The following is a 15,292-nucleotide window of genomic DNA, read 5'->3' on the forward strand; positions in this document are numbered from 1 at the left end:
AAAGATCCCCCACCGGAATCCGGTGGGGGATCTCTTCTTTGTGGAAACTACGAGCAGCGAGTCAGTGGCTGTGACCGTGTCCGGTGTCGGCAACTTCCTCGGTCGGCTTCTCGACGACGGCGCTCTCGGTCGTGAGGATCATGCGCGCGACGGAAGCGGCGTTGACCACTGCCGAGCGAGTGACCTTGACCGGGTCGACGACGCCGTCGGCAAGCAGGTTGCCGTAGGTGAGGGTGGCAGCGTTGAAGCCTTCGCCCTTGGTCATCTCGGCGACCTTGCTGACAACGACGGAACCGTCGATGCCTGCGTTGCTGGAGATCCAGAACAACGGGGCGTTGAGGGCTTCGCGGACCACGGCAACGCCGGTGGCCTCGTCACCCGTCAAGCCCAGGTTCCCGATCAGAGCCGTACCGGCTTGAACGAGAGCCGATCCGCCACCGGGGACGATGCCCTCGGAAACTGCTGCCTTGGCTGCGTTGACCGCATCCTCGACGCGGAACTTGCGTTCCTTCAGATCGGTTTCGGTGGCTGCGCCGACCTTGATGACGGCCACGCCGCCGGACAGCTTCGCCAGACGCTCTTCGAGCTTCTCGCGGTCCCAATCCGAATCGGTGTTCTCGATCTCGCGACGCAGCTGCGCAACGCGGGTCGCGATGTCGTCAGCGGTGCCTGCACCGTCGACGATGACCGTCTCGTCCTTGGTGACGACAACGCGGCGAGCGCTGCCGAGCAGCTCGAGGCCGGCTTCCTTGAGCGAGAGGCCGACGTCGGTGTTGATGACGGTGCCTGCCGTGACGACTGCGAGGTCGTCGAGGAATGCCTTGCGACGATCACCGAAGAACGGCGCCTTGACGGCGACGGCCTTGATGGTCTTGCGGATGGAGTTGACCACGAGGGTGGAGAGAACTTCACCCTCGACGTCCTCGGCGATGATCAAGAGCGGCTTGCCGGATTCGGCAACCTTCTCGAGCAGCGGAAGGAAGTCGGGAAGTGAGCTGATCTTCTCGCGGAAGAGCAGGATCAGCGCGTCTTCGTAGACGGCCTTCTGCGCATCGATGTCGGTGACGAAGTAGGGCGAGAGGTAGCCCTTGTCGAACTGAACACCTTCGGTGACAACGAGTTCGGTTGCAACGGTGGAGGATTCCTCGACCGTCACGACGCCGTCGGTTCCGACACGGGTGAGTGCCTCGCCGACGAGCTTGCCGATCTCTTCGTCACGCGAGGAGACGGTGGCGACCTGAGCGATCGACTTCTCGCCCTCGACGGGGGTGGCTGCGGCGAGCAGTTCCTCGACGACCTTGTCGGCTGCGGCGTTGATGCCGACGCCGAGAGCCATCGGGTTCGCGCCCGCTGCGATGTTCTTGAGTCCGCCGCGGACGATGGCCTGGGCCAGAACGGTCGCGGTGGTGGTGCCGTCGCCGGCAACATCGTTGGTCTTGGTGGCGACGCTCTTGACGAGCTGTGCGCCGAGGTTCTCGAAGGGATCTTCGAGCTCGATCTCACGGGCGATGCTCACACCGTCGTTGGTGACGGTGGGGCCGCCGAATGCCTTGGCGAGCACGACGTGGCGTCCACGCGGGCCCAAGGTCACCTTGACGGCGTCGGCAAGCTTGTCGACTCCGGCTTCGAGAGCGCGGCGTGCGGTCTCGTTGAACGCAATTTGCTTGGACATCTGTTCTGTCAGCTCCTGAATCTTCGGGGCGTGAACGCATTCCGCCCCGGGATCCTGGGTGGACTCCGGGGCGGATCACGTGTGTCTTACTTGGAGACGACAGCCAGCACGTCGCGTGCCGACAGGATCAGGTATTCCTGGCCGGCGTACTTGATCTCGGTTCCGCCGTACTTGGAGTAGATGACCGTGTCACCCTCCTTGACGTCGACCGGGATGCGGTTGCCCTGCTCGTTGACGCGGCCTTCGCCGACTGCAACGACGGTGCCCTCCTGGGGCTTTTCCTTGGCTGTGTCAGGAATGACCAGGCCGGAAGCCGTCGTCGTTTCAGCCTCGTTGGCCTGGACGAGGATCTTGTCCTCGAGCGGCTTGATGTTGACGCTCGCCACGATGAGCCCTCCACTTTGGGGTATGTGCGTCCGAGGCGATCCTCGGACAGCTGTTTGGGTATGCCGTTTACGGCGCGTCACTGCAGTCCCGTCGTCGCGGGTGCCGGAACTCGATCAGCGCCAATTGGCACTCTATACGTGAGAGTGCCAACCCTCAAGGACTGGGCGCATTTTTCTCTTCGTCCAGAGCGAAACAGGACAGCCGTCCACCACGTTCACCTATTGTTCACTTCGTGACGAACATCAATCGCCGTAGTTTTCTGACCTTCGCCGGACTCGGCGCCGTCGGCGCGGTCAGCCTTGGCAAGCCGTGGGGCCTGCAATATGCAGGCGCGTCGACCATTCCGACGTCAGGTCCTGGCACCACTCTCGAGTCCGTGTCCACCCCCGTCAGCAGCAGCGGCTACACCAAGCTCACCGCCGGACCCGGTTGGGCGAACATCGTGCGCAGCGAGTTGGCCGAGCCGAAGTCGGGACGCGAGGACCGACGCACCGCACTCGCCTCACTCGTGCAGCTGACCGACGTCCACATCGTCGACGCCCAGTCCCCCATGCGATTCGAGTACGTCCACCAGATCACCGGCTCGGCGTTCCGCCCCCAGGAGACCCTGACGGCGCACGGGCTGATTTCACTTGTCCGCCGGGTCAATTCGATCGGCAGTGGCCCGCACACGTCGCGACCCTTCGATGCCGTCGTCACCACCGGCGACAACACGGACAACAAGGAATTCGCCGAACTCGACTGGTTCCTCACCTCACTCAACGGCGGAACCGTCGTCGCCAATACCGGTGCCAAGGACCGCTACGAGGGTGTACAGAACTCGGGTGCCGATCTCTACTGGAACCCCGAGTCACCGATGCTCGACATGTACAAGAAGGCCGGATTCCCGGAGATCCCCGATTTCTTCGGTGCCGCTTTCACGCCCGTGTCGAGCCCCGGCCTGAACACCCCTTGGTACTGCGTGTTCGGCAACCACGACGATTCGGTGTCCGGCACGGTGCCCAGCGGCATCCCGCCGCTCGAAGCGATGTACACGGGATCTCTCAAATTCGAGGTGCCTGGTTCACCGGAGCAGGCCAAGCAGATCGACGTCGCCACCAAGTTCGATCCCAGTGCGATACCCGGAATCCTGTCCGCCTTCACGACGCCGCCGCGCCAGGTCACCCCCGACCCGTCGCGCGCGCCGTTCACACCGCGACAGTTCATCGCCGCACATCTTGATCCCGCGCACACCGGTCCCGGCCCCGTCGGACACGGTTTCGCCCCCGACGCCGGCGACACCGGTATCGGCTACTACTCGTTCGAGATCGCACCGGGCGTCGTCGGCATCAGCATGGACTCCACCAACCGCGCGGGCCTCGTCGACGGTTCGCTGGGCGCCGCTCAGTTCCAGTGGATCGAGAACACCCTGCGCGCCGGCAGCAGCACCTACTACGACGCCGCGGGCTCTCGCGTCACCGAGTCGCGAGGTGACACGTATTTCGTGCTGTTCAGTCACCACACGAGCGACACGATGGACAATCTCATTCCCGACCCCGAGAACGTCCTCGAGCCACGCCTGCGCGGTTCACAGCTTCTCGACTTGCTGCATCGTTTCCCGAACGTACTTGCCTGGGTCAACGGACACACCCACGAGAACAAGATCACCCCGTGGCCCGGCGCGACCCCCGAGCAGGGCTTCTGGGAGATCAACACCGCCTCTCACATCGACTACCCGCAACTCGGACGCATCATCGAGATCGCGGACAACCATGACGGAACGGTGTCGTTGCTTGCGACGCTCTTCGAGGCGGAGAGTCCCAATTCCGTCGACTACAGCGACAAGTCGGCAGCCGGGCTCGCCTCGCTGTACCGCGAACTGTCGTTCAACGACATCCACCGCGACCCGAAGCTGACGGGTACCGGCGTCGACCAGAACGTCGAATTGTTGGTCCACACCGGACGATGACTCCGATTGCCGCAGTGTCCTAGGTGATTTCAGGTCCGCTCGAAGGCGAGCGGTGCGATTTCGCCCACGACACTGCGGCAACGACGAATCGAACGCCGAATCCGATCAACACCAGATTGCAGACGATCTGAAGGCTCACGAGCCCCCGGGCAAGGTCCGTCTGCGCGGCGATGTCACCGAATCCGACTGTCGAGAAGACGGACAACGAAAAGTACAGCGCCGCCATACGCGACAGCGGTTCGGTGAAACTGCCAGGGCTTGCATGCTCGACCGAAAAATAGGTGATGGACACCAACAACAAGTACGTCGGCATCACCACCGCCACAGCTTCGACCGCCTGCAGAGATGGCACATCGGAACGCAGAATTCGCCACACCTGCCAGGTGGTCACGGCAAGTACCGCGGCGCCTCCACCGATCAAGAGGAAGATTGCACTGGCGGTATGTACATCGATCCACGGCAGAAAGAAATACGCGCATCCGAAGGCGATCACCGTCAGTGTGGGCCGAAGCACTGCACCACGGATCAGCGCGCGTCGTCGTTCCCGGTCGATGTGGGGAGAATCGCCTTTTTTCCGCATGAATCAATGATCGACAATTTCGCAGGTAAAACCACCCTTTCGGTCCGAAAAGGACGTCACGGAGACGAAAAGCACTGAGCAATCCTCACGAACCTTCTGTAACGTTCATATAACGGCGGTCGATTGAACATTGACCGGTATTGACTGTGAGGAGGTGTGCGATGAGTTGTTCACTGGGAATTTCCACTGGATCTTCCGGTGTCTATTCAGCACTCGTCGACACCGATACCAGCACAAACGCGCCAGGCGCCGTGCCTGCCGAGACTCGCTTCGTCTCGGCGGATCAGGCCAATTCCAACGTCGGTGACCTTGTCAGAGCATCCATCAAGCTGATGACGACGCAGGTAACGGACGGATCTGAAGCGCCGCGCTCGATCGGTGTCAGCTATCGCACGGACGATCAACTCGCGAGCATCAGGTCATCTCTTTCGCGCTCGCCGAAGCAGGTCCGTGCAATCCCCGAACCTGCCGCCGTACACGCGTATCTCGCCGAGACAGGGAAAACCGAGCGGTACGACACGACAGCTCAGGTGGACGTCGGCGATCAAGGTCTGACGGTGTCCGTCGTCGACCACACCGGTGAAGTTCTGCACTCCGACCGTATAGACGCCCTCGCAGGGGCCGGAATCGACCGGGCATTGGTCGACTTCGTGACGGAGAAGGCGCCAGGGCACTTGCGCCGGTACACCGACGCGGAACTTCTTGCCGCCCGGTGCCATGTCGCCAAAGAGCAACTGTCCACGTCCACCAAGGTGACCGTCGACCTTCCGATCGACGCGATGGCGATCACGCGCGACGAGTTCGAGGCCATCATCGCCCCGGATATCGAGCGCGCCGTCACCTTCATCCGTGAAGTCGTGAAGGGCTCACCGCGGCCCGTCGGTGCCGTTGTACTCATCGGAGGTGGCGCACATATTCCGGCCGTGCGGTCCGCCGTCGCCGCTGCCGTCGACGTCCCCATGGTCGAGATCGTCGAGCCCGAGACTGCGGCAACCAAAGGTGCTGCACTCCTGGCAGATTCGATCACCGCAATTCGTTTCCCGCTGCTGGGCTCCGGAAGTGACCAGCGCTCGGGATCCACCGCCAAGGTATCGGGAGCGTTGATCGGTGCGCTCGTGGTCGGCGGACTGGTACTCGGTTACGGCGCAAAGGAATTGGTGCCGACCGACGACACCGCGGTCTCGCCCGTCGGAACCGGGTCGACCACGACGACGGTGAGCCCCGAAGCGACACCGAGCACCGGATCGACGATCATTCCGTCTCATGATCCTCTGCCTTCGGTAGCCGGCAGCACGTATCCTCGGTACGGGTATCCCACCACCCCGTTCGACTCGCAGCCTTACGACACGCACTCGTACACAACGCATCAGTACACACTTCCGCCTGCGCCGATCCCGGACACCTCGACGACAACCACGCCGCCGACCACGACAACGACCACTCCGAATTGGCCGACCATTCCCGGAATCACGCTGCCCGATCCACCGGCGTGGTGGCCGACGCTACCGGACACCGAGGCGACGCCCCCGGTCGATCCGACCGAGGCAAACCCCGGCGGCGGTCTCGGCCCGGGTGAGAGCGGCGGCGAGAACCCGACGACGCCGGAGACTCCTGGATCCGGTTCCACCGAAACCGAAATCACTACCCCTGGTGGTGGTGATCCGACGACGAAGCCCGGTGAACCGAATACCTCGATGCCCGAAAACGGTCCCGCGACCACACCGGATCGGGAACCGGCCCCGGTCGGCTGATTCTCAGTCGGCCGATTTTCAGTGCATCAACTGGCTGACGGAGACCGACAGCCCCGGGTCCGTCGCAACACTCAATTCCGAAGGGCCTGCGCCGTTTCCGATCAGGTGAGCGGCCAACGATGCGATCATCACGCCGTTGTCCGTGCACAGTCGAGGTTTCGGAATGCGCAACGTGATGCCCGCTTCGGCGCAGCGCTGCTCGGCGAGTGAGCGGATACGCGAATTGGCCGTGGCGCCGCCGCCGAGAACCAACGTGTCGACCCCGACGTCCTTGGCTGCACGCACTGCCTTCATCGTCAGGACGTCTGCAACCGCTTCCTGGAACGAGGCAGCGATGTCCGGGATCGAAAAGGTCTCGCCTGCGCGCTCTTTCGATTCGACATAGCGCGCGACGGACGTCTTGAGTCCCGAGAACGAGAAGTCGTGCCGCGAATCGCGCGGCCCCGTCATGCCGCGAGGGAAGGCGATTGCGTTCGGATCTCCCTCTTGCGCAGCAGCATCGAGTGCCGGTCCACCGGGAAAGCCGAGTCCGAGCAGTCTGGCCACCTTGTCGAAGGCCTCACCGGCGGCGTCGTCGACAGTCGTGCCCAGTTCGACAATGGGCTTGCCCAGATCTTCGACGTGAAGCAGGTGTGTGTGACCGCCGGAGACCAACAATGCGACGCACGAGGGCAACGGACCGTGCTCGAGAGTGTCCACCGAGACGTGACCGCCGAGATGATTGACCGCATAGAACGGGATGTTCCATGCTGCCGCATAGGCTTTCGCTGCGGCTACACCGACCAGCAGCGCGCCGGCCAGGCCGGGTCCGATGGTGACGGCCAGCGCGTCGGGCTTCTCGATACCGGCGGCAGCAAGGGCACGGCGCATCGTCGGCACGATCGCCTCGAGGTGAGCCCGCGAGGCCACTTCGGGAACCACTCCCCCGTACCTGGCGTGCTGATCCACGCTCGATGCCACCTCGTCGGCCAACAGCTCGCAGGTTCCGTCACCGTTCCAGCGGACGATACCGACACCTGTTTCGTCGCAAGAACTTTCGACACCCATGACGATCATGCTTGCTGCTCCTCAATTTCGCGGACACCGAGCACGGCAGGCCGTCTCATCGTGTACGCATCTGCCCCACTGGGCTGGTAGTACTTCTTTCGTGTTCCGACGATCTCGAATCCTTCGCGCCGGTACAGCGCGATGGCAGGTTCGTTGTCGGTGCGCACTTCCAAGAACACCGGGCACTGCCGTGAATCCGCCAGAGTCAGAAGCGCATCGAGCAACGCGCCGCCGATTCCGAGTCGCTGAGCCGAGGGATCTGTACCGATGGTGTGAACCTCGGCCTCCATGTTCGGCGACGCCCCCAACAATGCGACTCCGGCGTAGCCGAGGACGTGACCGTCAGGCTCCCGGGCAACGAAGTAATGATTATGTGCGCCTGCAAGTTCCGAGACGAACGCTTGTGCGCTCCAGGGTCCGTCGCCTGCGAACAACGCGCGCTCCAACTCCGCGCACCGTTCGGCGTCATCGACGTTCATCGGCTCGATGCTGTACTTCATCTGCTCTGTCTCACTTGCCACGTTCTGCAAGGGTCTTCGCGTCCGGGCGTCGGAGGTACAGCGGCTCCAGCGGGGCCGGAACCGAACCGGCCAGGATCTCGCGAGCAGCGACTGTCACCAACCCGGCCGGTGAAGGTGTCTCCGCCGGGTCGACGGGTAGATCGAAGAAGTCCACGTGCGAAGCGGATCCGGCAATCAGCGTCGAAGGCGAAGGATCGACGTCGCCGGCGGAATTCACAGCCGGTCCTTCGACGCGCACTCCGCCGTCATAGCGCGCCCAGTAGATCTCGCGACGCCTCGCGTCAGTCACGACGAGCAGGCTCTGTGTGGTCGGTACCGCAGCCGCGATCGCATCGAGGCTGCACACGCCGTACACGGGAACACCGAGTGCGTCACCGAAGGCAGCGCCCGTCGCCATGCCGACACGCAGTCCGGTGTACGGCCCTGGCCCGACACCCACGACGACGGCGTTCAAGTCGGCCGGTGTGAGTCCTGCCTCGGCGAGGCATTCGAGGACGTGAGGGGTCAAGACCTCGGCGTGCGCACGAGGATTGACCGTGACACGCACGGCAAGCGTCTCCACTGTGTCCGGTGACACTGCGTCCGGTGACACTGGGTCCGGTGACGAAGCCGACAGGGAGACGACTCCGGCAGTGACTGCCGGAGTGGAGGTGTCAATTGCGAGAACAAGCACGATTTCTCAGGGTACCCGCACGTGAAGAACTACTTCCGGCCCGGGAGGGTCACGACGTCTGTGACACGAAACGCCGTTTCACGACGTCTGTGACACCAAACTCCCTTTCACGACGTCCAGGACCAACTCGCAGTCCGCACATCCGATTCGGGTTCCCGATGAAGCTGCACTCGCAGGTGCCGTTCGACGAGCCTTTCCACGACGTCACCACCCCATTCGACCACCACCACTGCATCGGTGAGGTCGGTGTCGAGGTCGAGGGCATCGAGTTCGTCGAGCGCATGCGGTCCGCTGTCTCCCAGCCGGTATGCGTCGACGTGGATCATGCCGACGGGAACTCCGCCGCCAGGGCGGGTGCCCGGACGATGCTCACGAGCGATGACGAACGTCGGGGACGTCACCCGGCCCTGCACCCCGAGCCCGGCGCCGATTCCGCGCGTCAACGCGGTCTTGCCTGCCCCGAGTGGACCGTCCAGCACCACCAGGTCGCCGGCAACAAGTCCCGCCGCCAAGCGTCGGCCGAAAGCCTCGGTATCCTCGGCCGTTTCCAACGTGATCTGTCCGGACACGGGAAGTCCCGTGGAGTTCTCAGCCGACATCGGACCGCTCTTCTACCTGCGCTCGCTGCACCAACTTGTCGATTGCGTCCGTCACGATCGCCGGGAACTCGAGCTGCACCAGATGGCCGGCCCCGTGAACTCGCACGAGTTCGGATTCGGGGAGATCGGCGGCGAGACGCTTGGAGCTGATGAACGGAATCATCATGTCTTGATCGCCGCAGATCACGACTGCCGGTGTGTGCGCGAGGACCGCGAGAGAAGCGGACTCGTCGTGCAGTTCCAACGTCCGCAGGAAATTGACGATGGTCACAACCGAGGTCCGGTCGAGCATGCCGTCCGAGAGTTCATGCAGCCGTGGGCTGACATCGGTGCCGTACGAGGCCGCACGCAGGATCGGCGTGATCAATACTCGCGCAGCGCCCCGGGCATGCTGAACTACTCCTGGTGAGGTGCGCACTGCCAACCGGAATCCGTCGATGATCGGATTCTGCAGATTGCGGGTCAGGCCGGTCTCCGCCAGGCCTGCCGCCGTCGTCGCGACCAGCCCCACGCCGATGACTCGGCCCTCGAACCATTCGGGTCGCTGACCGGCGAGCGCGAGTACCGTCATGCCGCCCATCGAGTGACCGACCAGAACTATCGGTCCCTTGGGTACCTTGGCCTCGACGACGGTCGCGAGGTCGCGGCCGAGCTGAGAAACCGTACAACTCTTCGAACGCGGCATGCCCGAGTCTCCGTGTCCGCGCTGGTCGTAGAACACCATGCGAACCTTGTTGCCCCATCGCTCTTCGAGCTGGCGGCGCTGGAAATGCCAGGACAGCGCACTCAGGCAGTATCCGTGCACGAAAACGACTGTCAGCGGAGCGTCGTCCGGTCCCACTTCGCGAACTGCCAGCTCGACACCGTCCTCGGTGCGCACCGTGCTCTTGCGGTCGCGCGTCATGAGGTCGAAGTCCTCGTCCGCGTAGATTTCCCGGCCCGGACGCGTCGCGGTCTTGAATGCGTTCACGCCGGCCATCGAGCCGAGCGCCACGGCGCTGAGCAGGCCACCGAGAATGCTCATCTTTCCTGCAGTCTTCATGACGTCTCTCCCCCGATGTACGTACGCACAGTGCGTCCACGTATCCCGGTCACGACCTCGTAGTGAATGGTGTCGAGTACGTCGGCCCAGGCCTGCGCGTTGGGTTCGCCGTGATCGCCGTTGCCGAAGAAGATCGCGGTGTCGCCTTCGCGAACTCCGTCACCGTCCGGACCCAGGTCCACCAATACCTGGTCCATGCAGATTCGCCCGACAGCCTGGCGACGCTTACCGCCCAACTGCACTTCGAACTTGCCACTCAGTGAGCGAGACAAACCGTCGGCGTAGCCGACGGGAAGCAGCGCAAGAGTGGTGTCGTGCGGTGCGACCCACTGATGCCCGTAGGAGACGCCCTCTCCGGCGGCTACCTTCTTCACCAGAATCACCTTCGCTCGCAGCGTCATCGCCGGTCGTAAACCGAAATCTCCGAGTTCGGGCACCGGAGACAATCCATATATCGCGATTCCCGGCCGAACCATGTCAAACCGCAGGTCAGGACGGGTGACTGTAGCAGCGGAGTTGGAAAGATGAACGACTTCGGGGTCGAATCCGCGAGCGCGGACGTCGGCAACCGCGTCGATCAAACGCTGCTTCTGCATGTCGATGACGTCGTGATGCGGTTCGTCCGAGTGCGCGAGGTGAGAGAACACTCCGCGCAGCCTGATCGTGCCCTCGTCCCGCGCAGTGGCGAGGTCGTCGAGCATCTGCGGCCACTCGGTTCTCGATACGCCGTTGCGATTGAGACCGGTGTCCACCTTGAGCGTCACCATCGCCTTTTGTCCCAGAACCCGTGCCGCGTCGACGACAGCGGCCAGGTGTCGCGGGGAGGACACGCCGATCTCGACGTCCGATCGGATCGCCGAGGCGAAATCGGCGTCGACGCCGTGCAGCCAGGCAAGAACGGGAGCGGTGATGCCTGCCTCGCGAAGGACCAGTGCCTCCGCGATGGTGGTGACGCCGAGTTCCCGGGCTCCCGCCGAGAGCGCCGTCCGCGCCACCGCAACTGCGCCGTGGTTGTATCCGTCCGCCTTGATGACCGCCATCAACGCTGCATCCCCGGCAAATTCACGCAGAACACGCACGTTGTGCGCGATCGCGTCCAGATCGACGACTGCCTCCGTCTGCGGCCCTACTGCGTCGTCGAGTCGGCTCGCCTTCCCCTCCGCAGGCTCCTTCGGTGCTCTTCCCTGGGCAAGCGTCATGGCGACAATCCTGCCACCCACGCAGAATCGGACACGTGTTCGGGTTTGAACACCCTCAATCGAGGGCAAAAGAGCGAAGCACACGCACTGATTCCCGCAGACCTCCCAGCAGGGGTGAAGCCGAAATCGGTGCTCCGGCGACATCGCTCTGACCGCCGGCAGCGGCGATGTTCGCAGCCAAGGCGTGAGCCCGCGCCCCGACGGCCCCGGCTTCGAGAGGGCTCAGACCCGCCGCCAGCAACGCACCGATCACACCGGAGAGGATGTCACCCGAACCTGCCGTCGATGCCCAGGAGCCGCCGGCGTCGTTGACCAGCACCTCACCGCCGGGATCCGAGATCACCGTCGTATGGCCCTTCAGCAGGACCGTGACTCCGAGGCGTGCGGCAAGAGCACGCGTGGCCGCGATCCTGTCGTCGCCAAGAGTTGTGAATCGAGCGAACTCGCCGGCGTGGGGCGTCAACAGTGTCGGCGCGGTCCGGGCTGCGACAAGTTCGGGACGCTGAGCGAGGAGGGTAAGTCCGTCCGCATCGACAACAACGGGTACATCAGTAGCCAGCACCGACGCCAGAAGTCGCGCGGCGTCGTCGTCGGTACCCATACCGGGGCCGACCACCCACGCCTGAACTCGCCCGGCGGCTTGGAAGGTCTCACTCGCAATCACCTCCGGGAACCGGGCGAGCACCTCGGTGGCGCCGTGCCCGGCGTAGCGGACCAGGCCGGCGGTCGCGGTCACCGCGGCACCGGTACAGAGCACGCCCGCGCCGGGATACTGCTCACTTCCCGCAACGATGCCCACCACACCCTGCGAATACTTGTCGTCCTCCGGACCGGGCACCGGCCACAGCGCACCGACCTCCGCCGGATCGAGTGAACCGAAGTCGGGTTCGCCGACGCTCAATCCGATGTCCACGAGTTCGACACGACCACACAGCGGAGCCGCGAGTACGTGTACCGGCTTCAGCGCACCGAATGTGACCGTCACATCAGCGGTCACCGACGGGCCGCCCACAGCGCCGGTGTTCGCGTCGACGCCGCTCGGAAGATCGACCGCCACGATCGGTGCATCCACCTGGCCGACGAGATCGGCCGCGTCAGGCCGTAGACCGCCGTGCCCGGAAATCCCGACGATGCCGTCGATCACCAGATCCGGCGACCCGACTTCGGCGGCGACTCGGCCGCCGGCCGTCAAGAGAGCATCGAGGCCCGCCCGATGAGCGCGCGCCGGATCGAGCAACACGGCCCGCACGCTCACACCTCGTTTGCGGAGCAACGCACCGGCCCACAGGGCATCACCGCCGTTGTCGCCCGTACCGACCAGCAGCGTCACCGACCGATGCGCGACCGACCCTGTACGGGAACGCAATTCGTCCGCGACTACTCGCGCAAGACCGTACGCCGCTCGACGCATCAGCACCCCGTCGGGCAGCTTGTCGAGCAGCGGCGCCTCAGCTGCTCGCACCTGATCGGCTGTGTAGTACCCACGCATGTCGGAACCCTTCAGTTGCCGTCGCTACCCTCGAAACCATGAAATCACGTCTTCGCCCGGCAATCGCGGGTCTCGTGCTCGCTCTCGGTCTGGTCGGGTGCAGTTCCGGCACCGACTCCACACCACCGGCTCCGGAAACGACGGCCAGCGGACCCGTGGTGACCATCTCCGGGATGGCGTACTCCCCCGCGTCCATCACCGTGAATGTCGGCGAGACGGTCACGTGGGTGTTCGACGACAACGGAATGGCCCACGACGTCAACGGCCTCGGGGACGCCAAGGGCAAACTCCGCAGTCCGCTCAAGAAATCGGGAACCTACACCTACACGTTCACCGAACCCGGAACCTACGACTACACCTGCACACCGCATCCCGAGATGCGCGGAACCGTCGTCGTCGAGACGCCGTAACGCGCTCGGGCCCCACAGTCTTGCGACTGCGGGGCCCGATTTTCTAGCGAAAGCTACTCGACCGTAACCGATTTCGCCAGGTTACGCGGCTTGTCGACGTCGTAGCCACGCGCCGCGGCAACCTCGGCCGCAAAGATCTGCAACGGAACCGTGGACAGCAACGGCTGCAGCAGAGTCGGTGACGCCGGAATCTCGATCAGGTGATCCGCGTGCGCCGCGGCGACGGTGTCGCCTTCCTCAGCGATGACGATAGTCGTCGCCCCGCGCGCCTTGATCTCCTGAATGTTGGACACCAACTTCGAGTGCAGGACAGCGCGGCCCTGCGGCGACGGCATGACGATGATGACCGGAAGGTCCTCCTCGATCAAGGCGATCGGGCCGTGCTTGAGCTCACCGGCGGCAAAGCCCTCGGCGTGCATGTACGCGAGCTCCTTGAGCTTGAGCGCACCCTCGAGCGCCACCGGGTAGCCGACGTGACGCCCCAGGAACAGCACGGTCGACGCGTGCGCGAACTGGCGCGCCAACGCGCGCACCGGTTCTGCCGTCTCGAGTACCTTGCTGACCAATGCGGGCATCGCTTCGAGGTCGGCGTACTCGCGGGCGACCTCGTCCGGATACTTGGTTCCGCGAGCCTGCGCCAAAGCCAAACCGACGAGGTAGTTCGCGGTCACCTGCGCCAGGAACGCCTTGGTGGACGCGACCGCGATTTCCGGTCCTGCCCGGGTGTAGAGGACTGCGTCGGCTTCACGCGGGATCTGTGCACCGTTGGTGTTGCAGATCGCCAGGACGCGTGCCTTCTGGTCCTTGGCGTGCTTGACAGCCTCGAGCGTATCGGCCGTTTCCCCCGACTGCGAGATTGCGACAACAAGCGTCGAGCGATCGAGAACCGGGTCGCGGTAACGGAATTCGCTGGCGAGTTCGACCTCGACAGGTAGACGCGTCCAATGCTCGATCGCGTACTTCGCCAACAGACCGGAGTGGTAAGCGCTACCGCAAGCGACAACGAACACCTTGTCGACGTCGCGCAGTTCCTGATCGGACAACCGCTGCTCGTCGAGGACGATCTTCCCGTTCTCGAAGTGGCCGAGGAGCGTGTCGGCGACAGCGGTCGGCTGCTCTTCGATCTCCTTGAGCATGAAGTAATCGTGACCACCCTTTTCGGCGGCCGCGAGATCCCAGTCGATGCGGAACGGGCGTCCTTCTGCCTCGTTACCCGCGAAGTCGGAGATCCGGTAGCTGTCGGCAGTGATCACCACTGCCTGATCCTGTCCGAGTTCAACCGCATCGCGTGTGTGCTCGATGAATGCAGCGACGTCGGAGCCGAGGAACATCTCGCCCTCACCGACACCGACTACGAGCGGTGTCGAGCGGCGCGCGGCGACAATCGTGTCCGCATGATCAGCGTGCGTGAAGACGAGCGTGAACGCACCTTCCAACCGACGAACCACCGACAGCGCACTCTCGATGAAATCACCTGCCGTCGGCCCCTGGGCGTACGCCCGGGCGACGAGGTGAACCGCGACCTCGGAATCCGTGTCGCTCTGCAGTTCGACGCCTGCAGCCTCGAGCTCCGCACGCAGCGGGGCAAAATTCTCGATGATTCCGTTGTGAACGACAGCCAGCTTGCCCGAGGCATCACGATGCGGGTGCGCATTGCGGTCCGTCGGACGCCCATGCGTCGCCCAACGGGTATGGCCCATACCGGACGTACCGACGAAGTGATCCGCACCGTACTCGCCGAGCTCCGCCTCGAGGTTGGCCAACTTACCGGCCTTACGCTCGATCTCGACCCCACCGGTTCCGTCGAGAATCGCGATTCCCGACGAGTCGTACCCGCGATACTCCATTCGTCGCAAAGCCTCCACCACAACGCCCAGAGCTGGGCGGTGGCCGACGTATCCCACGATTCCGCACATGGTGACTCAGGGTACTTGGACATCGGCGGTGGGCGCATTTTGCGGTTCCCGCACCTGG

General features: G+C 64.0%; 14 protein-coding genes. 3 read left to right on the forward strand and 11 right to left on the reverse strand.

The genetic code is table 11. The annotated features are described in order from the left end of the window. Positions 1–61: 61 nt before the first annotated feature. Both groL and groES read right to left on the reverse strand, forming a co-directional pair. Positions 62–1,672, reverse strand: coding sequence for a chaperonin GroEL (gene groL / locus G4D79_RS24730; RefSeq protein ID WP_003940715.1), 1,611 nt, complete (start codon positions 1,670–1,672; stop codon positions 62–64). Positions 1,673–1,758: 86 nt separating this feature from the next. Beyond that, the gene (groES, locus tag G4D79_RS24735) at positions 1,759–2,058 is read right to left on the reverse strand and encodes a co-chaperone GroES (protein WP_003940763.1); all 300 of its coding nucleotides are present in this window, start codon (positions 2,056–2,058) and stop codon (positions 1,759–1,761) included. A 233-nt stretch (positions 2,059–2,291) separates the two neighbouring features. Here groES and G4D79_RS24740 point away from each other — a divergent pair, with 233 nt between their 5' ends. After that, on the forward strand, positions 2,292–4,007 hold the full coding sequence (locus tag G4D79_RS24740; protein WP_050656359.1) for a TIGR03767 family metallophosphoesterase: 1,716 nt from the start codon (positions 2,292–2,294) through the stop codon (positions 4,005–4,007). Between the two features lie 19 nt (positions 4,008–4,026). On the opposite strand, the gene G4D79_RS24745 is transcribed toward G4D79_RS24740, so the two are convergent. Beyond that, a complete protein-coding gene (locus G4D79_RS24745) occupies positions 4,027–4,587 on the reverse strand; it encodes a potassium channel family protein (RefSeq protein ID WP_054782245.1) in 561 nt (186 codons plus the stop codon). Positions 4,588–4,748: 161 nt separating this feature from the next. Here G4D79_RS24745 and G4D79_RS24750 point away from each other — a divergent pair, with 161 nt between their 5' ends. Further along, the gene (locus G4D79_RS24750) at positions 4,749–6,338 is read left to right on the forward strand and encodes an Hsp70 family protein (protein ID WP_042449735.1); all 1,590 of its coding nucleotides are present in this window, start codon (positions 4,749–4,751) and stop codon (positions 6,336–6,338) included. 18 nt (positions 6,339–6,356) lie between these two features. On the opposite strand, the gene tsaD is transcribed toward G4D79_RS24750, so the two are convergent. The 7 genes from tsaD to G4D79_RS24785 form a co-directional block, all read right to left on the reverse strand. Next, positions 6,357–7,394 (reverse strand): tRNA (adenosine(37)-N6)-threonylcarbamoyltransferase complex transferase subunit TsaD, encoded by a 1,038-nt coding sequence (gene tsaD / locus G4D79_RS24755; RefSeq protein WP_054827677.1) that lies wholly within the window; start codon positions 7,392–7,394, stop codon positions 6,357–6,359. Further along, on the reverse strand, positions 7,391–7,885 hold the full coding sequence (gene rimI, locus G4D79_RS24760) for a ribosomal protein S18-alanine N-acetyltransferase (RefSeq protein WP_003940971.1): 495 nt from the start codon (positions 7,883–7,885) through the stop codon (positions 7,391–7,393). The genes tsaD and rimI overlap by 4 nt, the downstream gene beginning before the upstream one ends. 10 nt (positions 7,886–7,895) lie before the next feature. Next, positions 7,896–8,579 (reverse strand): tRNA (adenosine(37)-N6)-threonylcarbamoyltransferase complex dimerization subunit type 1 TsaB, encoded by a 684-nt coding sequence (gene tsaB, locus G4D79_RS24765; RefSeq protein WP_214514493.1) that lies wholly within the window; start codon positions 8,577–8,579, stop codon positions 7,896–7,898. Between the two features lie 107 nt (positions 8,580–8,686). Continuing rightward, complete coding sequence (gene tsaE / locus G4D79_RS24770) at positions 8,687–9,178, reverse strand: tRNA (adenosine(37)-N6)-threonylcarbamoyltransferase complex ATPase subunit type 1 TsaE (RefSeq protein ID WP_003940673.1); 492 nt, start codon at positions 9,176–9,178, stop codon at positions 8,687–8,689. Further along, positions 9,168–10,220, reverse strand: a complete 1,053-nt coding sequence (locus G4D79_RS24775) for an alpha/beta fold hydrolase (protein WP_214514494.1) — start codon at positions 10,218–10,220, stop codon at positions 9,168–9,170. Before G4D79_RS24775 ends, tsaE begins: the two co-directional genes overlap by 11 nt. Continuing rightward, positions 10,217–11,419, reverse strand: a complete 1,203-nt coding sequence (gene alr, locus G4D79_RS24780; RefSeq protein WP_007728606.1) for an alanine racemase — start codon at positions 11,417–11,419, stop codon at positions 10,217–10,219. Before alr ends, G4D79_RS24775 begins: the two co-directional genes overlap by 4 nt. Before the next feature lie 55 nt (positions 11,420–11,474). Further along, the gene (locus tag G4D79_RS24785; RefSeq protein WP_214514495.1) at positions 11,475–12,908 is read right to left on the reverse strand and encodes an NAD(P)H-hydrate dehydratase; all 1,434 of its coding nucleotides are present in this window, start codon (positions 12,906–12,908) and stop codon (positions 11,475–11,477) included. A 38-nt stretch (positions 12,909–12,946) separates the two neighbouring features. Between G4D79_RS24785 and G4D79_RS24790 the strand changes: the two genes are divergently transcribed. Next, the gene (locus G4D79_RS24790; protein ID WP_003940908.1) at positions 12,947–13,318 is read left to right on the forward strand and encodes a plastocyanin/azurin family copper-binding protein; all 372 of its coding nucleotides are present in this window, start codon (positions 12,947–12,949) and stop codon (positions 13,316–13,318) included. Between the two features lie 53 nt (positions 13,319–13,371). On the opposite strand, the gene glmS is transcribed toward G4D79_RS24790, so the two are convergent. Next, the gene (glmS, locus tag G4D79_RS24795; RefSeq protein ID WP_003940837.1) at positions 13,372–15,234 is read right to left on the reverse strand and encodes a glutamine--fructose-6-phosphate transaminase (isomerizing); all 1,863 of its coding nucleotides are present in this window, start codon (positions 15,232–15,234) and stop codon (positions 13,372–13,374) included. Positions 15,235–15,292: the final 58 nt, after the last annotated feature.

This window comes from Rhodococcus sp. WY5, assembly GCF_018588185.1.
Lineage (GTDB): Bacteria > Actinomycetota > Actinomycetes > Mycobacteriales > Mycobacteriaceae > Rhodococcus_F > Rhodococcus_F qingshengii.